17 protein-coding genes and 1 pseudogene are annotated in these 24,298 nt (G+C 38.5%); 15 read left to right on the forward strand and 3 right to left on the reverse strand.

Going from position 1 to position 24,298, the window contains the following annotated elements; genetic code table 11:
• The first annotated feature begins 490 nt into the window (after window positions 1-490).
• The 4 genes from ACSR9O_RS05710 to ACSR9O_RS05725 all read left to right on the forward strand — a co-directional run bounded on the left by ACSR9O_RS05710 (window position 491) and on the right by ACSR9O_RS05725 (window position 4,612).
• Window positions 491-2,038, forward strand: coding sequence for an alkaline phosphatase PhoX (locus tag ACSR9O_RS05710; RefSeq protein ID WP_491724109.1), 1,548 nt, complete (start codon window positions 491-493; stop codon window positions 2,036-2,038).
• 57 nt (window positions 2,039-2,095) lie between these two features.
• Window positions 2,096-2,323 (forward strand): twin-arginine translocase TatA/TatE family subunit, encoded by a 228-nt coding sequence (tatA, locus tag ACSR9O_RS05715; protein ID WP_101221764.1) that lies wholly within the window; start codon window positions 2,096-2,098, stop codon window positions 2,321-2,323.
• Between the two features lie 48 nt (window positions 2,324-2,371).
• Entirely contained in the window at window positions 2,372-3,385 is a 1,014-nt protein-coding gene (locus ACSR9O_RS05720) for a bifunctional metallophosphatase/5'-nucleotidase (protein ID WP_491724110.1), read from the forward strand.
• A gap of 999 nt (window positions 3,386-4,384) precedes the next feature.
• The gene (locus ACSR9O_RS05725; RefSeq protein ID WP_101221766.1) at window positions 4,385-4,612 is read left to right on the forward strand and encodes a hypothetical protein; all 228 of its coding nucleotides are present in this window, start codon (window positions 4,385-4,387) and stop codon (window positions 4,610-4,612) included.
• A gap of 632 nt (window positions 4,613-5,244) precedes the next feature.
• On the opposite strand, the gene ACSR9O_RS05730 is transcribed toward ACSR9O_RS05725, so the two are convergent.
• The 3 genes and pseudogenes from ACSR9O_RS05730 to ACSR9O_RS05740 all read right to left on the reverse strand — a co-directional run bounded on the left by ACSR9O_RS05730 (window position 5,245) and on the right by ACSR9O_RS05740 (window position 8,047).
• On the reverse strand, window positions 5,245-5,805 hold the full coding sequence (locus tag ACSR9O_RS05730) for a hypothetical protein (RefSeq protein ID WP_491724111.1): 561 nt from the start codon (window positions 5,803-5,805) through the stop codon (window positions 5,245-5,247).
• A 66-nt stretch (window positions 5,806-5,871) separates the two neighbouring features.
• Window positions 5,872-6,912: pseudogene (locus tag ACSR9O_RS05735) on the reverse strand (IS1595 family transposase).
• Between the two features lie 376 nt (window positions 6,913-7,288).
• Window positions 7,289-8,047, reverse strand: a complete 759-nt coding sequence (locus tag ACSR9O_RS05740) for a GTP cyclohydrolase II (RefSeq protein WP_101221767.1) — start codon at window positions 8,045-8,047, stop codon at window positions 7,289-7,291.
• A gap of 702 nt (window positions 8,048-8,749) precedes the next feature.
• On the opposite strand from ACSR9O_RS05740, the gene ACSR9O_RS05745 reads away from it, so the two are divergent.
• From ACSR9O_RS05745 to ACSR9O_RS05795, 11 genes are all read left to right on the forward strand, one after another.
• Window positions 8,750-10,819, forward strand: a complete 2,070-nt coding sequence (locus tag ACSR9O_RS05745; protein ID WP_491724112.1) for a bifunctional aldolase/short-chain dehydrogenase — start codon at window positions 8,750-8,752, stop codon at window positions 10,817-10,819.
• Between the two features lie 183 nt (window positions 10,820-11,002).
• Window positions 11,003-12,256 carry an L-rhamnose isomerase gene (gene rhaA / locus ACSR9O_RS05750; RefSeq protein ID WP_101221769.1) on the forward strand — a complete coding sequence of 418 codons (1,254 nt, stop codon included), beginning with the start codon at window positions 11,003-11,005 and terminating at the stop codon, window positions 12,254-12,256.
• A gap of 1,020 nt (window positions 12,257-13,276) precedes the next feature.
• Window positions 13,277-14,314: an autoinducer 2 ABC transporter substrate-binding protein gene (locus ACSR9O_RS05755; RefSeq protein ID WP_101221770.1), complete on the forward strand. Its 1,038-nt coding sequence runs from the start codon at window positions 13,277-13,279 to the stop codon at window positions 14,312-14,314.
• Window positions 14,304-16,175 carry a cache domain-containing sensor histidine kinase gene (locus ACSR9O_RS05760; RefSeq protein ID WP_491724113.1) on the forward strand — a complete coding sequence of 624 codons (1,872 nt, stop codon included), beginning with the start codon at window positions 14,304-14,306 and terminating at the stop codon, window positions 16,173-16,175. The genes ACSR9O_RS05755 and ACSR9O_RS05760 overlap by 11 nt, the downstream gene beginning before the upstream one ends.
• Complete coding sequence (locus tag ACSR9O_RS05765; RefSeq protein WP_202190543.1) at window positions 16,141-17,754, forward strand: response regulator; 1,614 nt, start codon at window positions 16,141-16,143, stop codon at window positions 17,752-17,754. The genes ACSR9O_RS05760 and ACSR9O_RS05765 overlap by 35 nt, the downstream gene beginning before the upstream one ends.
• A 192-nt stretch (window positions 17,755-17,946) precedes the next feature.
• On the forward strand, window positions 17,947-18,636 hold the full coding sequence (gene rpe, locus ACSR9O_RS05770) for a ribulose-phosphate 3-epimerase (protein WP_048677821.1): 690 nt from the start codon (window positions 17,947-17,949) through the stop codon (window positions 18,634-18,636).
• Window positions 18,633-19,604 (forward strand): ribokinase, encoded by a 972-nt coding sequence (gene rbsK, locus ACSR9O_RS05775; RefSeq protein ID WP_491724114.1) that lies wholly within the window; start codon window positions 18,633-18,635, stop codon window positions 19,602-19,604. Before rpe ends, rbsK begins: the two co-directional genes overlap by 4 nt.
• 23 nt (window positions 19,605-19,627) lie before the next feature.
• A complete protein-coding gene (locus tag ACSR9O_RS05780) occupies window positions 19,628-21,175 on the forward strand; it encodes a sugar ABC transporter ATP-binding protein (protein WP_230176472.1) in 1,548 nt (515 codons plus the stop codon).
• Window positions 21,172-22,155, forward strand: a complete 984-nt coding sequence (locus tag ACSR9O_RS05785; protein ID WP_098186552.1) for an ABC transporter permease — start codon at window positions 21,172-21,174, stop codon at window positions 22,153-22,155. Before ACSR9O_RS05780 ends, ACSR9O_RS05785 begins: the two co-directional genes overlap by 4 nt.
• A 15-nt stretch (window positions 22,156-22,170) precedes the next feature.
• The gene (locus ACSR9O_RS05790) at window positions 22,171-23,145 is read left to right on the forward strand and encodes an ABC transporter permease (RefSeq protein ID WP_101221776.1); all 975 of its coding nucleotides are present in this window, start codon (window positions 22,171-22,173) and stop codon (window positions 23,143-23,145) included.
• 68 nt (window positions 23,146-23,213) lie between these two features.
• Window positions 23,214-24,251 (forward strand): autoinducer 2 ABC transporter substrate-binding protein, encoded by a 1,038-nt coding sequence (locus ACSR9O_RS05795; RefSeq protein ID WP_048677830.1) that lies wholly within the window; start codon window positions 23,214-23,216, stop codon window positions 24,249-24,251.
• Window positions 24,252-24,298: the final 47 nt, after the last annotated feature.

Raw genomic sequence — 24,298 nt, forward strand, 5'->3', positions numbered from 1 at the left:
CTTTTGTAAATTAGACTCACTTTGATTCCTATTTATTCTATTATACGAATTAAAAAGTTATCATGCATGTAAATATGAGCATATGCTTGAGACTGATGGATATTTTTAAATTATTAGTATTTAACATTTTGAAAAATGGCAGTAATTCAAAACATGCGAGTAAGTGGGAGTAGGTTTACAACTAGAATATTTCTAGATCAATTATATAGCATGTCTTTAACCGATACCCCTTTCAAAAATTTTATTGGATTCGGGTAGAATTAATCGGTTAACTAGTTTGTCATAGTGTATCTCTTATATTTACAAACTATTAATAAGCTTTAATATTCTGCATCATTCTTTTTATGACAAAATCCTTAGTTTTTTCTCCATTTTTGACTAATTCCACCAATTTCCATCCTTTACATGTTATAAATGTCGTTATAACCTCCTTTGTTTTCGAATAAACCATGACTTTTGGTTTATCTTTCATGTGAAGGAATAAAATCACATGGGTTTAACAGAGCATTTAAAATGGTCTGTTAATTTTAAGGGTAGAGTTTGCTATAAGGAATATAGCATCCCTAAAAAAGATTTTTTGGAGGTAATGTTGATGAAATCTAGCAATAGCGGTTTAAACAGACGTAATTTCTTAAAAGTTGGCGGAATGAGTACATTAGCATTAACACTTGGTTCAACAGGGGTATTTTCTCTTGCGGGAGCTACAAAAGGATTTGCTGCGGAATCCAGCAATCCAACAAGTGGATTTGGTGGCTATGGCCCACTAGTAAAAGATCCAAATGGAGTTCTTGATCTGCCAAGGGGATTTCATTACAAAATGCTTTCACGAACTGGTGATATCATGCCTAATGGTGACCTTGTCCCTTCTGCCCACGATGGAATGGCTGCCTATAAAGGAGAGAAGGGTACAACCATTCTTGTAAGAAACCATGAAAATGGGACAAATTCGGATTACCCTGTAAACGGAAAAAAACCTTGGAGTGCTGGTGCTGCCGGCGGCACAACCACATTAATCGTTGGACAAAATAACAAGGTCATTGATCAGTATGTATCAAGTTCAGGTACAATCCGTAACTGTGCTGGTGGTGCTACGACTTGGGGCACTTGGTTAACAATGGAAGAAACTCGTGATATGGGACATGGCTTTGTATTTGAAGTAAATCCGCTTGATCCTGAAAACGAAATGTCAAGAACACCGATCCGTGATATGGGTTATTTCTCCCATGAAGCTGGGCATGTTGACCCTTCAACAGGAATTTGGTATTTAACCGAAGACGCAAGTCCAAGCTTCTTGTACCGTTTTACCCCACATGACCGAAGTCAAAAACTAGGTTCTCTGCAAAAGGGCGGTACACTTGAAGCAGCAGCGATTGATGAATTACCAGCTGCTGCTGCAAGTCAATTTAGTACTAGACAAAAATTCGGGATTGTTTGGAAAAAATTAAATCCTGAAATCGCACAGCAAGATGCTAAGGATAAAGGCTGTATTCAGTTTAGCCGCTTAGAAGGGGCTTATTTTTCTGAAGGTACTTTATGGTTTGATGATACAAGTGCAGGTTCAGCACGCCTTGGCCGTGTTTATCGCTACACTCCAGCGACAAACACCTTAGAACTATTCTATGAGTCTACTGATAAAAATGATTTAGAAGCACCGGATAACATTACAATCACTCCTTGGGGAGATCTTTGGATCGCCGAAGATGGTGGCGGTAATGATCGTATTGTCGGATTAACTCCTGAAGGAAATATTTATACTTTTGCTGAAAATATGATGAACGGTTCTGAATTTGCTGGCCCTACATTTTCTCCAGATGGAAATACTTTCTTTGTAAATATGCAAACACCAGGTATTACCTTCGCGATTTGGGGACCATTTGCACGCAGAAATTCTACCCGTAGACGAGCTATGAACCAGGCTCAACCGCCAGCAAGTCTTGCACCTGTTGTTTCGGATAAACTTACTGCATTCGCAGAAGAACAAGGTATGTCTATATTAGAAGCAGCAGCTTTAGAGCGTCATGGTATGCCAATTTTATAAGTAATGAACGCATTTTTTGAGTACTATCAAACCATCGTGGTATAGGAGGTGAGACGTTTGTTATCTAGTATCGGAATCCCCGGCCTAATTCTCATTCTAGTCATTGCGTTAATCATTTTTGGTCCTTCGAAATTACCGGAAATCGGAAGTGCTTTTGGAAACACTTTAAAAGAATTTAAAAAAGCAACAAATGACTTGATCAGCCATGACAAAGAAGAAAAAACTAACTCTGAAGAGAAAAATAAACTAGTAGGTCTTGAGAAATCCGAAAAGACCGGAAACTAAATAACTTGTTTTACAACTTAATAGAGCAATTTGCTTGGAGGAAATAGTATGAAAAAAATGGGAAAGATATTTTTGATGGGCTACTTTTCGCTGGCGATGGCTGCCGTTTTTGTCGCAAAGCCCGTTACGGCAGATGCGGAGGAAAAGCTCAAGGAGGGAGAGAAGTTTAAACTCACCATTCTCCAGACGAATGACTTTCATGGTCATCTGGATGACATCGTCTCGCTGGATGATGGAACCCTTCATCACAATTCTATTGCGAAGTATGCCACCATCATTGAAAATGTGCGCAATGAAGAGGAGAATGTGTTTCTCGTCGATGGCGGGGATGTCTTCCTGCGCGGCGAGTTTCAGGCGGGTCAAGGAGAGTTGGAGACGTCCCTTTTGAAAGCTTTGGACTATGATGCGATGGCTCTAGGAAACAACGACTTCCGCGTTTACCCTGTCGGGGAGGGCACACCGGACAGCCGTAATGAACAGTTAAAAGATTACCACCGCAACGTGAATTTCCCTATCCTTACTGGTAATGTAATTGACAGGGAAACAGGAAAGTACATTCAAAATGTAAAACCTTGGAAGATTTTTGCTTTCAATGGCGTTAAAGTCGGCATGATCGGCCTCACATCGATGAAGCCGGAAATTCGCGGTTGGGATGATGTTGCAGACCTCGATTTCATCGAACCGGTTCAAGCCTTGAATGCGTTGCTTCCTGAAGTGAGTGAAAAGTCAGACGTTAACATTGTCCTTTCGCATGCCGGAAATCCTGAAGACCATAAGCTGGCTCAGGTTTCCGGAGTTTCAGCGGTAATCGGGGCAGATACACACAAGGTCATCGAAACTCCCGAATACGAATTCAACGGAGAGGTGATGGTGCCAATTACTCAAGCTGGCGGAGAACAAGAACATTATTTGGGCCGCCTGAATTTGACTTTTGAAGTCGTTGACGCCAAAATGACTTTGGTCGAATCCAATGGATTCCTCTACGACGTCACAAATGTTCCGGCAAATCCGGAGATACAAGCGATTATAGACGATTATCGTGCAGATTTGAAAGCGCAATAATCAAATCTTCATAATGCTATGAGGTAAGGACAAAGCGAGGTTATTCGCTTTGTCCTTTCTATATTAATGATAAAGTAAAGAATGCAAGGGCCTGTCCCAGAAAGTCGGAAAACTAACTGACTTGCGGCCTTTTTATTTTTGCTCATTTCCCGCCATTTCAACTGACAGAGTTGAGCTCAGTTGTAGAGTAGAGTTTGTCTGTTTAGTTTAGCTTTAATACCACTAATTAATGTGCTAAAAAGAATAGTTAGGGAACAAAACATTTTTATGTCATTGAGATTGCTAAGATTTCCACTTAAATTACCATTAAATGCCTTTTTATGTTTACTGAAAATCGTTATAAAGAGTACTAATGAGTTTTTCATTATATAGCTATAAATTGATTTTAAACAATTCTCGATATCCATAAACAACCAGTTATTTTTTTACCGCTAATGGTCATTATAAATAAAGAAGAAGGGGCTACTGATTACGTATGATTCACATCATATAGTAAATGAGGTGTTAGTTAAAGACGTTTAACTTAACTACAGGTAGCTTCATTAAAAAATCGATTCGAGCAAGGAGATGGTTCTCTTGCACGTAAAAGCAGAAAACTCATTCAATAATTGTCATTTATGCTTTGAAAGTTGATGAAACTTTTAAGATATAGGGGATGGTTGCTTTGGATGGTAAACTCTAGTCAGATACCAGTTCTTACTCTAATGTAGATGAGGTGTTTATCGCAGAGAATTTATGCTGATTCGAAATGAAGCAAACCCCTTTTTCAGGCAGGGTGCAACGTTCCGTTGCATCCTGTTTTTATGTATTTTCTTGTTATCCTAGCGTGAGCCATTTTATTTATATCCCTTATACTCGTATGTGTTTTCATTTTACGGTAACCTGTGATGTTATACATAAAAGAACTTAATAAGGAAAAGCATACGGGTAACAAGATGATAAAAAAATAATACAATATTATTGAAAAGACATAAATCAAACAAGAAGGATGGGATCCTGATGGTTGATGAAAATATACAAAAAAACAAACGGGAACAATGGAAAAAGCAAGTTATGAATAACCTGAAGAGGGAAGCGGTTAAAAATATCATAGCAGGAATGGGAGACCTAGCAAGATTAGATGCTAAAGTCAATAATACTTACACTGTATACATCAAGGATGGAAGGATGATAAAGCAACCTACAAATGGCAAGTGTGTTGTCATTAATGGAAAAATCCAAGATTAACTGAGAAGGGTGATGGAAAACAATAAGTGATTTTTGGTGATTTAACTCCAGTACTCTTCTATAACCAATTTTTATTAAAGAAATAATGAATAGAAATCACTGCGATTTGCCAGGACTGCTACAATTGTTATAGGGCCGATTCCCATTACATTGCGCTCTTTGCTCCAGCTATATTAAGCACGGTCAGCTTTGCTAGGGCATTAAGAATCACTTTAGCCGTCATTGTTGTTTTGCTGATTTATTTCCAGCCTTTTAGCAGTGGCCGAGGTGCAGTATTGGAATGCTCTTTGCAATAGTTACGACAACTGTCTGGTATCTATCGGTAATCCATGAGGAAATAGAAAATATTTATATCGGTGCGGTTACACCCTTGTTATCCTCCTGATTAACCATATCATCGGGAAGAATGATTGTGTTCTGCACGAGCAGCAAAAGCAATAAGGAAGGGAAGGTCATCAAACTTGTAGCTTTGGGGACATAGGGTATATAACAACGATAATATGATATAGAAAGAGGGGGGATATTCCCTCTTTTTTTATTATCAAGGCTCTGTTAAATAATATTGTTGATATAAGCTAATACAAATTGAGGACCTCAATCAAGGTCCTTGATTTTGTTCTTATTTAAGCTAATTAAATGTCGCTGTTCTCCAAAACAAGCGAGTAGGCTTTTGATATAAAGTGTGTAATTTTTTTAGGGGAGTTGTATTTGTCATTCTTACTAAATATAGTGAGTCCAACCTCGTGTACATCAATAAATGTATCGACCTTTTCAAAATCTGGATTTTTAAATTCAATAGGTTTATCCCAGTTTCTTGTTGGGACTAAATTCCCTTCAGAAAGTCCTTGTCCAAAGAAAATAAACACGCTCAATCCATTTAAAACTAAATCAACCGTACTACTACAAATCACTTCTAGTGTGTCAACCGAATCAATTTTGATAATAATACCGTCCGAAGCAAACTTATAGTAAGGGATATTCCTTTCCAAAATAATCTTTTCAATATGTTCAAAAATCACAGATTCCAGCACAAAGAATACAGGAAAGCTGAACATATTTTGAGCCAATGTATAAAGAAAGTCCGTATCTATGTCTCTAATTCCGACATCCATTGATTTAAACATATCTTTCGGAAGGGCAAAATCATCTTTTATACTATCGTCTGAGAATTGAACAAAATATTGTTTTTTCAATTTCTCACCTCCTACTTAGGTTATTTTTAACATTTCTCTAAAATTCACCCGTCCCCATAAGGCAAGTTATAACTTAAATGTTGATAATCTTAATTTATCATAAGTAGCATTGGTAGATAATAGACAACTATCAATCACCATTTTGCTTACCGTTGTAGAATCATTACGGAATCTAATTACATCCAAGAATTGAAACCAACTCAAATAATGGTTGAGTTATTTGGTTGCCACGCCATTAAAATGGTCCATCCAGCCTTTCAGACGACTATGATAGTTGTTAACATTTTGGATATGGAAAAGCCCTTTAACACGTTCCTTTCCATCCGATTTGAAAGGATAATGCTCTAGTCCTTTGTCTTTCGAATAGGTTTTAAATGCTCGCCACGCATCTGTACAAAGGATATTCGATTTGGATAGCTTGGAGCCGATTGCTTTATCCAATCGGGATTTTACAATACGTCCCTGTCCTAAGACTTTGGAATAAGTCAGTTTTTGACGGTCCCTGGCAATCAGCACACAAACTTGTTCTTTACTGATGCCACGGAATTGAGAAGCACCACCACGTTTGCGAGCTTTACGCCCATTTAAATTTCGTTCCCCTTTTTCAGAGTATAGGAAATAGGTTTCATCCATTTCAACAATACCAGAAAATTGGTCAAAATCCATTTGTTTCAAAGCTGATAAAATCTTATGCCTCCAATAAAAAAGGGTGACATAATGGACTTCAATCAGCTCAGATGCCTTGCGTAAAGAGTAGCCTTCAATCATACACTGAATAAAATCCAACCATTTGTGAGGAAGGTGCGAACCCCGCAAAGGGGTATTCGTGACATCGGTAAAGGTTTTACCGCAATCTTTACAGCGATAACGCTGCCGTTCCATTGTTTTCATTCCTACTTTAACGGAATACTTTCCGAATCGGACAACATTATTCGAATGACAGTGAGTGCAAGTGTAGCCGTCTTTATGTTTCTGTTCGGACACCTCTTTAAAAATAGGTTTACTAGCTGAAAATGTGGCAAGAGATTTTGTAAAAAACTCTTTCAAACGAAGTTGATCTACGGTATTGAGTTTTTGAATCTCCTTAATAATGTCCGTCAATGCCATTTGAAACCACTCACTTTTGTTCTTATTTAAATCACTATTATAGAACAAGAGTTCGTTTTATTCAAATATCAACATAATCGTTTAACAGAGCCATTATCAAAAATCTGCGATTGCATTGAATGACATTGTGAGAATCTCAGTATTGAATATGTTTTTTGGAATAAATTCCTTTTTCAACAAATAGTTTGGTCGAATCGAAAATCTTTTTTACCTTTTTATCAAATAATCTTTTAATAACACATTTGATTTCCATGACAAATGATTTTTTAAAGCATATCTACAGGATAATACATTCATGGATTCTAGAGGTCCCACGATTATTCCAAAAATTCAAACCTATTCAGGGGTATAAACAATTTCATATAAAACAAATAAGTCATTCATTTTTACTATCTTTTAAATGACCGGAACGAACCACTTTAGTTTTTAAATATTTTTCATTAAACTCGGAAATATCACCCCATAACGGAACTCTGCCTGCAACATTGGCACCTGAGTTTTGAAGGGCTTCTAATTTTTTCGGATTGTTGGTGATAAGAGTCACTGGATTAGAGCGCAGTTTTTTTAACACCCGAATGGCGTCATCATAGTTACGTGCATCATCCACAAATCCAAGCTCCAAATTCGCTTCAACCGTATCCAATCCTTTTTCTTGCAGAACATAAGCCATGGCTTTACTAAATAATCCGATGCCTCTTCCTTCGTGATTCGCTAAATAAAATAAAGCTCCGGATCCTTGAGCTGCAATCATTTTCATAGCCTGCTTTAATTGAAAGCCACAATCACAGCGTTTGCTGCCAAATATATCCCCAGTATGACAAATACTATGCATCCGAATAAGGGCTTCAGCTGAATGTTGGAAATCTCCATACAGTAACACACTTGATTGCTGCATTTCCGCTAAGTTGGAAGAGGCTAAAGTTTCAATGATCTTTTCTATATTATAAGTGCCGTCACCACAAAAATGACCCGCCATATTCTCACATCTTAACCAGCAATACCACTGGAATATAATTGTTTCGCCCTCTAAGTTAACGGGTAATTTGATTGGGCCGACTAAATAAATGGATGTTTCATCACTTTTAATAACGTTAATTTTATCTTCTAATATCAAAGCCACTTTTTCATTAATCATATAAACTTCCTCCCGATGCTTCTAATACTACGATAACGTTTACTAGTTCATTTCATATTGTACCCAATCCACTCTTTTGTGAATCTTTGATTTTAAATAGAAAAAAAAGCTCCAAATGTACTAAAACGAAAGACAATAGCAAAAGGTTAACCCCATCTTTGGTGTGAAAGCCCAAGACCATTTCTTATTTGAACAGTAACTCATATAACCTCAATAAAGCCACAGCACCGATTTTTCAAATGGAATTCGATTAAAAACACTGTATCTCTTAATTTCAGTAAAAAGGATTGAGAAGCATTATTGCATCAATGGTATTTGGATTAGAAAGAAGTTTGTCTAGCTGCCTGTTTACCCGTGAAAATTATGTCTTTCCGTAGGAAATGTCCTGCGAAGTCTTTGGGAAGTTTTGCATCTTTCTTTTTCTAAGATGGAAGGGACATGGTGTTTACATTCCTGGTCATTTGTTGTATTTACGTTTATTTTACAGACTTCATCTAAGGAAAATGGTGATTTTTTAGATGATATTTACCTTGCAGAATGATTTGGATTGTTGAAAATGCGGATACATCCATTGTCTTTCACGCTCAACGATTTTCCTTGTTTTCGTAAAATTGGAAACAATTAAAAAAACTTCTTCAAATGAAAACAAAAGTGTTATACAATAAAACAAACACAAATAAAGATAAACGGGGGTAAAACAAAATGGTTAATAATTTATGGAATGATAAAGAAGCGTCAAAAGTGACATCTGGAGTAGAAGAACTGGTATATCGGTCTAATTTAATCGGTACAGATCGAGCCGTCTGCAACTGGGGAGGCGGCAATACATCCATGAAAACAATGGAAAAGGATTTTCGTGGCCGGGAAATTGAAGTCATGTGGGTTAAAGGAAGCGGTTCCGACCTTGCAACAATGAAAGCGGGCAATTTCACAGGTTTGAATCTAGCGGATATTCACCCTTTAATCGAGCGTGATGACATGCCTGATGCAGATATGGTTGAATATTTGTCACACTGCATGATCGACAGTAAGCATCCACGTATGTCGATTGAAACTTTACTTCATGCCTTCCTTCCCTTTAAACATGTTGACCACACACATCCAGATGCAATTATTAGTCTTTGCTGTGCAGACAATGGAAAAGAAGTCGCCAATGAAATTTTCGGTGATCGTTTTGTCTGGGTACCATATGAGCGCCCTGGCTTCACTTTGTCTAAAATGATCGCAAAAGGTGTGAAAAATAACCCGCAAGCCGAGCTTGTTTTAATGGAAAAACACGGATTGGTTACTTGGGGTGAAACATCGAAAGAAGCCTATGAAAAAACCATTTCGATCATAACGGAAGCAGAAGAGTTTATTAAAAGCCGCCAGCATGAAGAAGATGCATTTGGTGGACAGGCATTTGACTCTTTACCTGAAGCAGAGCGAAAAAAGGTACTTGCTTCGATTATGCCGGTTATCCGCGGTGCTGTGGGCGAGGAGAAAAAAATGCTTTTAACCTTTGACGATGCAGATGATGTCCTGCAATTTTTGAATAGCAAAAATGCGGCTGCCTTATCACAAGTCGGTGCCGCTTGCCCGGATCACCTTGTACATACAAAAATGAAGCCGCTTTTCATTAACTGGGATCCTCAAAATGAACGGACTGAATCCTTGGTGGAAAAAGTTAAAACGGGTATTCAACAATATAAGGAAGAATATAAGCAATACTTCGAGCGCAATAAAAACGAAGGAGATGTGATGTTTGAGGCGGCACCACGAGTTATTTTGATTCCAGGTGTCGGAATGGTCAACACAGGCAGAAACGTAGCCATGGCAAACGTGAGCGGAGCACTTTACCATCGAGCGATTGCGGTTATGAAAGGGGCAACAGCACTTGGCGAGTTCGTATCTCTCAGTGAAAATGAGTCATATAACGTTGAATACTGGCCACTTGAGCTTTATAAATTGTCTCTTTCACCGGCAGAAGCGGAGTTCTCACGCAAAGTAGCCTTCATTACAGGCGGTGCGGGCGGTATTGGCAGCGCAACAGCACGGCGTTTAGTTTCTGAAGGTGCCCATGTAGTTCTAGCTGATTTAAATATTGAAGGTGCTGAAAAAGTTGCGGATGAAATCAATAAAGAATACGGGGAAATACGTGCTGCAGCTTTTAAAATGGATGTTACCAGTGAAGAGCAGGTACAGGATGCCTTTGAGAAATCAGCTCTTACATTTGGGGGAATTGATATTATCATCAACAATGCCGGCCTTGCCACATCCAGCCCGTTTGATGAAACAACCTTAAAAGAATGGAACCTAAACATGAATGTACTGGGGACAGGCTATTTCCTTGTAGCACGTGAAGCTTTTAAGCAAATGAAACAACAGGGAACAGGAGGAAATATGGTATTTGTGGGATCGAAAAACTCTGTTTACGCTGGAAAAAATGCTTCTGCTTACAGTTCAGTCAAAGCACTTGAAACACATCTAGCACGATGCATTGCAGTGGAAGGCGGGGATTTCGGAATCCGTGTTAATTCTGTTTTGCCAGACGCCGTATTACAAGGATCTTCCATTTGGGGATCGGGTTGGCGTCAAGAGCGTGCCGCTGCATACGGAATAGAACCAGACCAGCTTGAAGATCATTACAAAAAACGTACGACATTGCTAGTAAACATATTCCCGGAAGACATTGCTGAGTCCATAGCGTTTTTCGCTTCATCAAAAGCAGACAAAACAACGGGTTGCATGGTCACTGTAGACGGCGGTGTACCTGGAGCTTTTAATCGCTGAATAGGTTTTGCCTGTTTTCTTGGATTTTGTTGCTTTCAGTGGAGGGTTTGTCATAGGTGGAATCAATCTATCGAAAAATAATAGATTAAGTATGCACTGCAAATTATGGTAAGTGAAGAATATGTGAAAAGGTAGTAGGAATCATGGAGTAATCAATTCAATCCGTTAAAAGGATGGGACGATATGACAATTAAAGAACAGTACGAAACAGCGAAACAAGCGTATGCGAATTGGGGAATTGATGTTGATGCGGCACTCGAAACACTGAAAAAGGTGCCCATTTCGATTCATTGCTGGCAGGGTGATGATATTGGTGGATTTGAAGTGAACAAAAGTGAATTATCTGGCGGTATTGATATAACGGGAAATTATCCAGGAAAAGCCACTACGCCGGAAGAGCTGCGCATGGATCTTGAAAAAGCGCTATCTCTTATTCCGGGGAAACATCGGGTCAATTTGCATGCCATTTATGCGGAAACAAATGGAGAAGCAGTCGAACGCGATCAGCTTGAGCCAAAGCACTTCGAAAACTGGTTGAATTGGGCTAAAGAAAACGGTCTTGGTTTGGATTTTAACCCGACACTATTTTCCCATGAAAAAGCAGCAGACGGCTTGACACTTTCTCATCCAAATGAAGAAATTCGTGAATTCTGGATTGATCATTGCATCGCCAGCCGAAAAATCGGAGAGTACTTTGGCCGTGAACTAGGCAATCCCTGCTTAACAAATATATGGATTCCAGACGGCTACAAAGATATTCCAAGCGACCGTTTGACACCGAGAAAGAGATTAAAAGAATCCCTTGATCGAATTTTTACAGCAGAAGTGGATGAAACATGTAATTGGGATGCTGTGGAAAGTAAAGTATTCGGTATTGGCTCCGAATCATATGTCGTAGGATCGCATGAATTCTACCTTGGCTACGCACTGAAAAATAACAAGATTTGCTTAGTGGATACAGGTCATTATCATCCGACTGAAACTGTATCGAACAAAATTTCTTCGATGCTATTATACAGTGATAAACTAGCACTTCATGTTTCGCGCCCGGTTCGATGGGACAGTGACCACGTCGTAATTTTAGATGATGAGCTTCGTGAAATTGCGCTTGAAATTGTTCGCAATGATGCATTAAACCAGGTGATCATTGGCCTTGATTTCTTTGATGCCAGCATCAACCGTGTTGCTGCCTGGACGATTGGTACGCGTAATATGATTAAGGCCCTCTTATATGCCTTACTTGTACCGAACGATCATTTGAAAGAACTGCAAGAAAAAGGCGATTTTACTGAGCGACTGGCATTAATGGAGGAATTTAAAACCTATCCATTTGGTGCAATTTGGGATTATTATTGTGAAAAAATGAATGTGCCGGTAAAGGAAAGATGGCTGACGCAAGTGAAAGAATATGAACGTGATGTTTTAGCAAAGCGTTAAAATAACAGGTTGTCCTGAATCCGCAAACCGATGTGTGACTAATTCCGCTGAATTAATATGGGGTCTATCGATTCGTCCCGAGTGAATGGTCTGGAATTACCGAAATATAACGAAGAAGTGGAGAAAAAGTAAAAAAGTTTTTGTTTAAATTAGAAAATTAATATAGTTAAAAAGGAAAACTTATTAGAAAGGTAATTCCTTTATAAAATATACCTATAACGATCTATGACACAGGTCTTTCTATGGGTATATTTTTTTTGATTGCACGTTAATAAATAGACATGAAAGCTAGTCAATTTGTGTTAAATCCGGAATGAGAGTCTCGTGCAACAAATTGATTTAACCAGTTGAAAATTAGACTGAGGATTGAGGAGGAATCGTTAAAGTAACTTTTTCTAAAAGGGGAGGATTTGGATTGAAGGTATCAATCTACAGTTTAAGATAATAAAAGCACTATGAAAAAAGGATATAGAAAATGTAATGACGTAGACTGCTTTGTAATTTTCCAATACAACTAAAAATGAAACACTATGAGAAAGTGAAACTATATAAAAATATTATTTGAATTTTAAAAATGTTTGTGAAATTTAAATTGACAAACCTTTCAAAAACAGTAAAAATCAATAATAAAAAGAAAAAAATGATGGGGTTCAAATGTACAATAGAGATATTTTTAATACATATAGAAGAGAATGAGAAAGTCGCTCACTCTTGTTGCTAAAATACGATTTTTCCAGTTTCCATCTCGCTTTTTGTGTAAGTTAGTGGTTGAACATAACAGAGAAGGACATGGCTGGACAATAAATTATAGGGAAACCTGAAAGTATATAAAGGTTTCCTATTTTAGTAAAGAAATTAAGGTTATACTCCCGGTAAAATCCATCATTTATGAAACCGTTTTCTTAGAAAGAAGCAGCGGTGAATGTAACCGGATGAGAAAAGCACTTCTTAAGTCATTCCTTATTACAATATCCATGATACGTGCTAATGTTTAGAATTTAAGAAAGAAGGTAGCTAATCATGTTAAGGATGCCCATCTTTTTTATTTTGTTTTTATTTATACTAAGCGGCTGTGATCATTCTGCAGAATACGAGATTATTTACAATGATGAAGAAAGTATCGACGTCAATACAAAACCTGTCGAGAATAAAAAAGATTCGTATACGATAGCTGTTATACCTAAAATTGACGGAATACCTTATTTTAAAGCGGTAGAGGAGGGGGCGTTGGAGGCGGGAAAAGACTTAGGTGTTAAGGTCATATATACAGGCCCACCTACCCCCAGCTCTGAAAAGCAGGAAGAGATTATAACAAAATTAATTGAAAAAAAAGTGGACGTAATTGCGGTATCTGCAAATGATCCATATAAATTAGGCAGGGTGCTGAAAAAAGCAAAGCGTAAAGGAATCAAGGTGATCACCTGGGATTCTGATACTAATGCATCATACAGAAGCTTTTTTGTGAACATGATAGATCCTGAGATAATTGGCAGGCATGTAATGGATACCCTCGCTATTGAAATGGAAGAAAAAGGGGAATTTGCGATTATGACGGGATCTCCTACCGCTGCCAATCTTAATACATGGATTGATTGGATTCAAATCCAACAAAAAGAATATTATCCAACTATGAAACTAGTTGAAGTGGAATATACAAACGAAGATATTCATAAAGCGTATAAGGTAACACAAAATTTATTTAAAAAATACCCGGACCTAAAAGGAATTATTGGTATTTCAACGGTTAATCCTCCTGCTGCGGCTCAGGCTGTGAAAGATGCAGGGAAAATCGGCAAGGTTGCCGTAGTCGGTACATCGACTCCTAATTTAATGAATGAGTATTTACAGGAAGGGGCTGCCCAGACCATTACGTTATGGAGTCCACAAAAATTAGGTTACTTGACTGTTAGCCTAGCAAAAAACTTATTGAATGATGAATTTCCGTATGAAGGACAGAACATTAAGAACATAGGTAGGATTAAATTCAACGGTGACATGGTCATTATGGGAGAGCCCATCGATTTTACAAAGGGAAATGTGAACCAGTATGATTTTTAAAGGAAAAAAGCCTATCCAGATAAAAAACCTGCGTTTAACGACAAAACTAGTTACAACCTATACATTATTAACGGTTCTACCTATGGCCTTCCTTGGGTTCATTGCATACTGGCAATACACAAAATCAATAGAAGAAGAAGTAGGCGAATATATTCCCCGTCTTGTTAAACAGGTTAATGGCAACATTGAAAATGACATTCAAAAACTAGAGACCTTACCTGATTTAATTTATAATTCCGGTGATGTTATGGCTATTTTAAGAGACAGCCAATCAAAAAAAAAATCGGTTTTGCTACACGATGAATATATCATGAAGAGTTATTTGACAAGAACCTATTTAAATAACAATTCATCTCATATTTTGGGGGCGTTTCTTGTTTCCAAGAATCGTACATTTGCAAGTACAAGTCTGCATTATGACAGTTTTGGTTTTGAAGATGGTTCCTTGCCATATGCAGATGACCTAGGATTGCTAGGCGAGATGCAGTTGCTCCTTCCTAATCAGACTAATTTAACGTTTGAAGGGGATCCCTCCTATTTTATGTTGGTCAAAACAATTACTGATTTCGATAATAGAAAAAATTTAGGAACGCTCTATATAGCCATCGATGTAGCCTTTTTTGAGCAATCACTTCAGGATTTGCAAAAGGAAGAGAATGTTACGATGTGGATCATGAATAAGCAGGGGAAGATAATTTATCATAAGGATCATTCAAAAATTGGTACAGTGGAAAAAGGGATACATGATTACCCATTACTGAATGGTAGTTTTCGTACAGAAATCGATGGAAAACGGAATTTAATCAGTATAAGTGAATCAAATGAGCTGCCATGGGTACTCGTTCATAGCATACCTATCAAAAACATGACAGAAAAAACGGATGTTATCCGAAATGTGACAATTTTCGTTTTTATCCTTTTTACACTCATTACTACATTGATCTCTATCTTTTTTGCCTGGACCGTTACACGTCCACTAAACGAATTAGGAGATATAATGAAGCGGGTGGAAAAAGGTGATTTATTAGTAGAAATACCTATACATTCCAAGGATGAAGTCGGGATGCTCGCGAACAGTTTTCGATCAATGCTCGCAGAGATAAGAGAGCTGATTCATAAAAACTACCACATTGAACTGCGAAAAAAAACAGCTGAATTATACGCCCTTCAATCTCAAATAAATCCTCACTTTATGTATAATACGCTGGAAACCATAGGCATGGCTGTGGAAGAAGGAGAGAGCGATGAAGTCGTGAAGATGGTGACTCTGCTTGGTAGAATGATGCGCTTTTCAATCAGTAATAAAGAAAGCTTGGTTCCTATAAACAGTGAGGTTCAGCACATTGAAGATTATTTAAGCATCCAACAATTCCGTTTTGAAGATCGTTTGCATTTTATGATAGAAAAAGGAGCAGATGTAGTTAATTATTATATACCCAAGTTTGTTTTACAGCCAATCGTTGAAAATTCCATTAAATATGGATTGGAAAAAAGAAAGGAAATAGACATTCAAATACATATTTCTGAAGAGGAAACTCAGACAGGTGAGGAATATCTTTTGCTGATAGTCAGTGATAACGGACCAGGGATGACAGAAAGCAAATTAATTGAATTAAATGAAAAGTTACGTTTGGATCCAATGATGAAACGGGACTCTGGCTTTGGGATTATCAATGTAAATGCAAGAATTGGCATGATGTTCGGGGAACAATATAATCTTCAAATTAATAGCGAATACGGAAAGGGAACGAGTGTGATTATCCGACTTCCCAAAATAAATGCCCAACAAGTAAGCATGTATGTTCAAGGAGAGGAGAAGAACAGAGATGATACAAAGGGTCAGGACGGTCATTGTAGATGATGAACCAAGGATAAGAAGAGGCATAGAAAGACTAGTACAATCTTGTGGGGAAGAGTGGCATGTTGTAGGTGTTTACTCCGATGGTCAAGAGGCATACGATGCAATTATCAATCAAGTAGAAGAAGTTGATGTATTAATAACAGATGTACAAATGCCTGTCATGGACGGGTTAACGTTAATTCAACATTTGAAAAAAACTAAACCAAGGCTATTTCCATTCATTATAAGCGGGTATGATGATTTTCTCTATGTACAGACTGCCCTAAGGGAAGGAGCTGTCGATTATATATTGAAACCGATTGATCGAGAAAAGTTTAAACTGCAGTTGAAGACTGTGCAGGAAAAAGTAATTGAGGCACGAAAGGAAAGGGAAAAGATAGGAGAAATAGAAGAAAGAGCCATGATATTAACCCATGAAAAGCAGCTTCAATTGCTGATGGAAATTACGTGGAAAGATGCAATGGACTTATCATTACTTGAATGGACGCGGCAATTTCCAGAAGGAACCTATTCCCTGATCCATATTGGAATCGATCATACATCTGCCAAAACCCAAAGTTTTTCACCAGAAGATTGGGGTGGATGGAATGATGTAATAAAAAAACTTATAACAGACTTACTAGATGATCATTCAACGCATTGGATGTGGAAAGATAGTCTACATGCCAGTTGGTTATTGATTAAGGATACTACCCCTACAGCTTTGGAGCAATTGTGTATAACATTAAAAACAAGTGTCCAACGGCAAACCCCTTTTACGGTTTCCATTGCCCTTGGGAATGAGTTTAATGACCTTACCCTTTTAGTAAATATTAAAGATGAATTACGATCTACCTTGCAATATCGAATGATACAAGGAGGCAATAAAATTTTCAGAACTGAAATGCTTAAACATGTATCATATAATAAAGTGATTGAAGTGCCGCCATCCATCTATAAATGGGCAGAAGAGACAGTGGAGGCGATGGAGCATGGTGAAGAAGCTGCCATTCGTTCTCTCAGGCAATTTTTTAACGAACTGAAAGATGTCACTTCCCCTTTCATAATACAAGAATCGGTTCGCTATTTGTCTATTAGAATTATTAATAAATGGATTAAAAGTGATGGTTTTAAAGACCTTCCGCTTTTACTTGAGGAAGCATTTAGCATTGCCGAGGATTCTTCTCATTTTAATCATTTAAAAAAGGAGACGGAGCGCTGGGTCATGAATATGTTAAAAAAGCAAGCAGCATTTCAAAATGACCAAACAGATCCCATACGCCAGGCAAAAGAATGGATTCTAAAACATATAGGCGATAACATCACAATAAAAAAAATCGCCAATCATGTCCATTTAAATTCAACCTATTTTTGTGAGTATTTTAAAAATCAGACAGGTGAAACAGTGCTTGACTATGTAACCAATGAACGGTTAAAAGTGGCGAAGGAATTATTAAGTCATACAGATTTAAAGATTTACGATATCGCTTCAAAAGTAGGCTATCAAGATACCAAATATTTTAGTCGGCTGTTTAAGCAATGGACAGGACAACTTCCGTCTCAATATCGAGATACTCATGAGTTTTTTGTGAAAAAGTAGAAGCTTCCATTCCGGAGCTTTTTTTTTATGTCTACATTGAAAATGTCCCGAAGAAAATCCCCCCTACCCGAATTTTATCACCTACCAGCTTATGCCAATTCCCTTTATAGTAAAAGTATCAGAAAAGAAAGCGCTTCCTTTATGAGGAAAACGCTTTCTTGATAAAAGACGAAATGGAACGGGAGTGTTTATATGACCTTAATTGGACCCTCACTTATGTGTGCAGATATGGGGAATTTACAAGAATCAGTAATGAGATTAGACCGTGCAGGTGTTGATTTCTTTCATCTAGATATAATGGATGGATCGTTTGTTCCTAATTTTACAATGGGCCCGGATCTAATTAAACGCATTAGGCAATTCTCGGATAAACCATTTGATGTTCACTTAATGGTTGAAAGACCGGAAGACCATTTAGATCTTTTCATTCAGTCGGGGGCAGATATGATTTCCATTCATGCAGAGGCAACTGCCCATTTACAGAGATCACTACAAAAGCTGAAGAATGATGGGATTAAGGCAGGGGTAGCCTTAAATCCATCAACCCCCATCACAGAGCTTGAACATGTATTGGATGTAGTCGATTATGTAACGGTGATGACGGTGAATCCTGGTTTTGCCGGGCAGTCCTTTGTACCGCTTATGTATAAGAAAATAAAAAAGATAAAAGAATTAATTCAATCGGAAGGCTACCAAATTGATATTCAGGTAGATGGAAACATTGGGTTCGAAACCATTCCGGGTGTATTGAAAAATGGAGCCGACATGTTGGTTTGCGGGACGTCCTGTTTATTTAAAAACGATGTATTACTGGAAGATGCCGTTGGCCAACTCCGGGCATTCTTAGAGCAAATGAAAATGAAAAACGAGGGTTGTGCATGAAAGGGGTTGTAGTGGTAGGGAGTATTAATATGGATATTGTCGCAGTCACTAATCAGTATCCAGCGCATGGGGAAACGATTTTTGGAGAAAATATGAAACTATTAAGTGGTGGAAAAGGCGCAAATCAAGCAACGACGTGCGCTAAACTTGGAAAACCAGTAAAACTGGTCGGTGCGGTTGGCGACGACGCATTCGGGCATGAAATAGAACGTTCTCTTCTTCAAAATAACGTGAATATATCCTCCTTGAAACATGTTGCAGAACATCCAACTGGATGCGCAGTCATTACAGTAGATGCTACAGCAGAAAACACCATGCTTGTCATTAAAGGGGCCAATGAACATTTGACAAGAAGTGATATTGACATTTGTTTTTCTACCATCAGTGATGACTATGCTGTTTTACTTGTACAGATGGAAATTCCTAATGAGGCTGTTCTACAAGCCATGAAAAGGGCTAAAGAAAAAAATATGTTTATTATCCTGGACCCTGCTCCTGCAGAAGGGGTAACGACTGAAGCACTGACGTATGCCAATTTGATTACGCCGAATTGGCAGGAAACAAAAGTGTTGACTGGGATCGACGTCAACTCGAAGGAAAGTGCATGCAAAGCGGGTGTTTTCTTTGAGAATCATTTTGGCGTGGAGAATAGCATTATTAAGTTGGGCCATAAAGGAGCATTGGTTTATCAAAACGGTGAAACAAACTTTATCGAGCCCATTGCTGTAAAAGCTGTTGATACAGTGGGGGCAGGAGACTCGTTCGCAGGAGCCCTTGCTTGTGCCATTGCAGATGGGGAGACGATCGAATCAGCAGCCGAGTTTGCTTCAATTGTAGCGGCAATGAAGGTAACGAAAATGGGGGCCCAAGATGGTGTGCCGAGGCTAGCAGAAGTGGAACATTTTTGTGAAACCAATAACATTAATTATTATGGTAAAAAACAAAAGTTGAATCAAATTTATGACTGATTAAGGTTGGAAAGGAGAGAAACATGTCTGATTTCTTATTGCAAATGACGAATGTCAGTAAAACCTTCCCAGGTGTAAAAGCACTGGATAGCGTTCAGCTTGAAGTGAAAAAAGGAGAAGTTCATGCGTTAATAGGGGAGAATGGTGCCGGGAAATCAACGCTCATTAAAATATTAGCTGGCATTTATCGACCGGACCCAGGCGCCAAGTTTTACTTTGAAGGAAAAGAAGCCGAAATTCAAAAACCGATTGATGCTACGCTAAAAGGCATTTCAATCATTTATCAGGATTTAAGTTTATTTTCAAACCTATCTGTAGCTGAAAATATCTATATTGGCCGGGATAGTGACAAAAAACCATGGAAAAAGATTAGATGGAAGGAGATGGAGGATACAGCAAAACGGGCACTTAAAGAACTAGAATTTGAGATTGATGTTCATACACCCGTTGAAAAATTAAGCATTGCTCAACAGCAGCTGATTGAAATCGCCAGAGCCCTCGCTTTTGATTCCAAGTTGATTGTAATGGACGAACCGACTTCATCCCTATCCGCAGGGGAAGTTGAAAAGCTTTATAAAGTTATACAAAAATTAAAGGATCGCGGAATTTCCATAATCTTTGTCAGCCACAAGTTAAAAGAGTTATTTACTGTTTCCGATCGATTTACAATATTGCGAGATGGGAAATATGTAGGCACTTATGAAACTGAAGAACTTGATGAAGATAAATTAATCACACTAATGGTGGGACGTCAGATTTTATATAACAAGAATATGGTTAAAGGAAAAACAGGAAAAACTCTTTTGGAACTGAATGGTTTATCAAAAGAAGGTAACTTTAAAGATATTTCCTTTGAATTGAAAGCTGGAGAGGTCCTTGGGATTACAGGACTTGTCGGATCAGGAAGAACAGAGCTTGCACAGGCGATATTCGGGGTCAACAGGCCCTACGATGGAAGTATGAAAATAAATGGGGTTTCTACTAAAATCAAGTCTTCTGAACATGCTGTAAAGCAAGGGATTGCATATATTCCAGAAAGCAGAAAAACGCAAGGACTCATCCTTCGCCAGTCCATAATCAATAATATTTCATTACCTGTTTTGAAACAATTGAGAAATAAATTCAAATTGATTAAGCGAAAGGAAGAAGTTAAGCTGGCTGATCATTATATGAAAACGCTAGATGTTAGACCCGCTTTGCCTAAAAGGGCAGCTGGTGACCTTTCAGGCGGAAATCAACAGAAAGTCGTGATCGGCAAGTGGCTTTCTACTAAACCACAAATCCTAATTATTGATGAACCGACGAATGGGATTGATATTGGGGCGAAGTCAGAAATTCATAAGTTAATGAGGGAACTGGCAGCTGAAGGAATGGGCATTATTGTGATTTCTTCAGAGCTTCCAGAAGTACTTGCTGTCAGTGATCGGATTTTGGTCATGAGACATGGAAGAATAGCCGGAGAGCTTGGTATAGAAGAAGCGACACAGGAAAATATCATGAATTATGCTCTGCTTGGTTCTCAATCTCCTTCCAAAAAAGGGCTTCCGCTAAAAGAGGAGGTACGTGCATGAACGCCATTTTGAAGTCGAAGGAAATCAGCATCGCAATGATTGTTTTGCTTCTATGTATTACATTGACATTCTTAAGCCCGTATTTTTTAACTGTAGACAATTTGCTGGATGTACTAAAAGGGAATGCTGTACTTGGAATTCTGGCGGTGGGTATGACACTTGTAATCATCACTGGCGGGATTGACGTATCGGTGGCCGCTGTTACAAGCGCTGTCTGTGTCATCGTTGGAAAAGTAATGATGCTCATGCCTGACCATCCCATCTCTATACTATTACTCTTTTTGATTGGGCCATTTCTTGGGGTTTGTTTAGGTGCACTGAATGGACTGCTTGTTGCAAAGGTCCAAATTCCAGCTATTGTCGTGACACTTGGAATGATGAGTATCATTAATGGGCTCGTGTTGTACATTACGAATGGACAGTATTTGAACAGCAGCAGTTTTCCAACCGTATTCATCAAGTTTGCCAGTTTTGAGATGTTTGGTATATCTATCATCATTCTAATTTTTATCGCCGTAGCACTGTTTACTTGGTATATTTTGAAATACACATTAATCGGTCGCGAAGTATTGGCGATTGGCGGTAATAAAGATTCAGCCATTCGGGTTGGGATAAATTTTGACAAAGTTCAAATATTTGTTTTCTCCTATATGGGGTTTCTTGCAGGAATAGCAGCCATTGCTCAAACAGCATATACAAAGGCTGTGGATCCTAATGGAATGCTTGGTCTGGAGCTGATGGTCATAGCAGCCGTTGTTTTGGGCGGTGCGAACATCATGGGGGGGCGCGGTACCATTTTGGGAACGGTTTTGGGCGTTCTTCTGCTAGGCATTGTACAAAATGGACTTATCTTGGCAAAAATTGATACCTTCTGGCAAAAAGTATTCACTGGATTGATTATATTACTGGCTGTGTCATACGACCACATTCAATATAAGCGCTCAAAAGATAAGTTAGCGAAAATTGAAGTGGAAGCGTAAGAAAGAGGTGAAAAAATGAAACGGCTTTCAATATCAAAAGAAAATACTTTAGGTGTAATTACAGCAGGCTTGTTTGTGTTAATGAGTTTTTCAATACCTGGATTCTTTTCTTCAAATAATTTAACCAATATGATGTTCCAGCTCCCGGAGTTTGGTTTAATCGCATTAGCAATGATGGTGGTGATTGTAACTGGAGGGATTGACCTATCGATTACGTATACAGCTGCCTTGTCTGGCGTGACAATCGCACTTATGGCAAGCAGCGGATACCCAATGCTAGGCGCAATCTTAATCGGTGTTTTAGTCGGGCTGAGCTGCGGATTGATTAACGGCGTACTCATCTCAAAAATCGGTGTTTCGCCAATACTGGTAACACTCGGAACGATGGTGCTTTTTGAAGGTTTGATCTTAAGCATTACGAAAGGAAATTCAATTTCAGGATTCAGTGAGGGTTATAGCTTAATTGGAAACGGCTACTATATGGGGATCGTTCCTCTTTCCATCATTATTTTTGTACTATTTGCAATAATAACAGCTATATTGCTGTCAAAAACCAAATGGGGCAGAAGTGTTTATATGGTGGGTAGCAATCCGATCGCCACATTATTTTCAGGTGTAAATAATAGCAAGGTATTAATGAGGGTTTACTTATATGCGGCACTTCTTGCCACAATTGCTTCCATTATTATGACATCCCGTTATAATACTGCAAAAGTGGATCTGGGATCTTCTTATTTATTACAAAGTGTAGCGGCAGCCGTGCTTGGCGGAACTGAAATTCAAGGTGGTTATGGCAAAGTTATCGGCACTGTTTACGCAGTGGTCATTTTCCAAATGTTATCAAGTGGATTGAACTTAATGGGTGTACCACGATCGATCGTAACTGTAATGATGGGGGTTATTTTAATCACGGTATTGGTCATAAACTTCGTGAAAACGAAATTAGACGAAAAAAGTCAAAAGAAGTTACCTTCAAACTCTGTAGCGTAATTTACATGACCATGTAATCTCTGAAAATACTTTAGTGAAAAATCAGAAAAATTGTAAGGGGGATCATTATGAAGAAAATGACGGGGATATTGGCAACAGCTATTTTAGCTGGGGGACTGTTAGCAGGCTGTGTATCACAAGAAGGAGCATCGGGGAACAGTGAAAAAGAAACAAGTGGCGGAGGTGGTAATGAGAAGTTGAAAATTGCCGTAGTTCCAAAATTAATGGGGATACCATATTTCAATGCTTCTGAAAAAGGAGCGATTCAAGCAGGTAAAGATCTTGGTGTGGAAACCATTTACACAGGACCTACGGAACCGGATGCTGCACAGCAAGTAAAAGTCATTGAAGACTTAATTAGTCAAGATGTGGATGTAATCGCAGTAGCACCAAATGACGCTGCATCACTCTCACCAGTCCTTCAAAAGGCGAAGGATGAAGGAATAATTGTAATGGATTGGGATACACCAGCTGATCAATCCCTTGTAGAATTATCCGTCCACCAAATAGACGATGAAGCATACGGTCGCCATATCGCTAAATCCCTCGTAAAACAAATGGGTGTTGAAAAAGGGCAAATCGCTATATTAACTGGAGGGCTTTCAGCTGCAAACTTAAACACCTGGATAGATGCAGCAAAAAAAGAACTGGAAGAGAATTATCCAGGTATTGAATTAGTATCGGATAAAATCGCGACAGATGAAAAACAACAGGTGGCATACCAAAAAACACTGGATTTAATAAAATCAAATCCTGAATTAAAAGGAATCATGGCTTTTTCTACTCCGGCACCTCTTGGGGCAGCCCAAGCTGTTCAGGAAAAAGGACTGCAAGATGATATAACAGTTGTTGGAACTGCTCTACCGAAAGACTCTTCACCATATTTGAATGATGGATCTCTAGATGTAGCCATACTTTGGGAGCCAGACAAACTAGGTTATTTAACAGTTGCCCTCGCCAAACGTCTAGCTGAAGGGGAGAAACCAGAAGATGGTTTGAAAGTTGAAAATGTAGGTGAAATTGACGTGTGGGAGGATGGAAAAACAATCATCATGGGACCACCGACAGATTTTACGAAAGACAATGCAGCTGATTTTAATTTTTAAGGTTAGATAGACCGAAAAGGCCCCTCTCAACTATCTAGAGGGGCCTT

The sequence above is a fragment of the Peribacillus sp. B65 genome, assembly GCF_058513295.1.

What these genes read in the sequence shown, in the direction of transcription:
- ACSR9O_RS05710 (WP_491724109.1), top strand. Translation starts at nt 491, where the DNA reads ATGGGTTTAACAGAGCATTTAAAATGGTCTGTTAATTTTAAGGGTAGA.
- ACSR9O_RS05720 (WP_491724110.1), top strand. Translation starts at nt 2,372, where the DNA reads ATGAAAAAAATGGGAAAGATATTTTTGATGGGCTACTTTTCGCTGGCG.
- ACSR9O_RS05725 (WP_101221766.1), top strand. Translation starts at nt 4,385, where the DNA reads ATGGTTGATGAAAATATACAAAAAAACAAACGGGAACAATGGAAAAAG.
- ACSR9O_RS05740 (WP_101221767.1), bottom strand. Translation starts at nt 8,047, where the DNA reads ATGATTAATGAAAAAGTGGCTTTGATATTAGAAGATAAAATTAACGTT.
- ACSR9O_RS05745 (WP_491724112.1), top strand. Translation starts at nt 8,750, where the DNA reads ATGGTTAATAATTTATGGAATGATAAAGAAGCGTCAAAAGTGACATCT.
- rhaA (WP_101221769.1), top strand. Translation starts at nt 11,003, where the DNA reads ATGACAATTAAAGAACAGTACGAAACAGCGAAACAAGCGTATGCGAAT.
- ACSR9O_RS05755 (WP_101221770.1), top strand. Translation starts at nt 13,277, where the DNA reads ATGTTAAGGATGCCCATCTTTTTTATTTTGTTTTTATTTATACTAAGC.
- ACSR9O_RS05760 (WP_491724113.1), top strand. Translation starts at nt 14,304, where the DNA reads ATGATTTTTAAAGGAAAAAAGCCTATCCAGATAAAAAACCTGCGTTTA.
- ACSR9O_RS05765 (WP_202190543.1), top strand. Translation starts at nt 16,141, where the DNA reads ATGATACAAAGGGTCAGGACGGTCATTGTAGATGATGAACCAAGGATA.
- rpe (WP_048677821.1), top strand. Translation starts at nt 17,947, where the DNA reads ATGACCTTAATTGGACCCTCACTTATGTGTGCAGATATGGGGAATTTA.
- rbsK (WP_491724114.1), top strand. Translation starts at nt 18,633, where the DNA reads ATGAAAGGGGTTGTAGTGGTAGGGAGTATTAATATGGATATTGTCGCA.
- ACSR9O_RS05780 (WP_230176472.1), top strand. Translation starts at nt 19,628, where the DNA reads ATGTCTGATTTCTTATTGCAAATGACGAATGTCAGTAAAACCTTCCCA.
- ACSR9O_RS05785 (WP_098186552.1), top strand. Translation starts at nt 21,172, where the DNA reads ATGAACGCCATTTTGAAGTCGAAGGAAATCAGCATCGCAATGATTGTT.
- ACSR9O_RS05790 (WP_101221776.1), top strand. Translation starts at nt 22,171, where the DNA reads ATGAAACGGCTTTCAATATCAAAAGAAAATACTTTAGGTGTAATTACA.
- ACSR9O_RS05795 (WP_048677830.1), top strand. Translation starts at nt 23,214, where the DNA reads ATGAAGAAAATGACGGGGATATTGGCAACAGCTATTTTAGCTGGGGGA.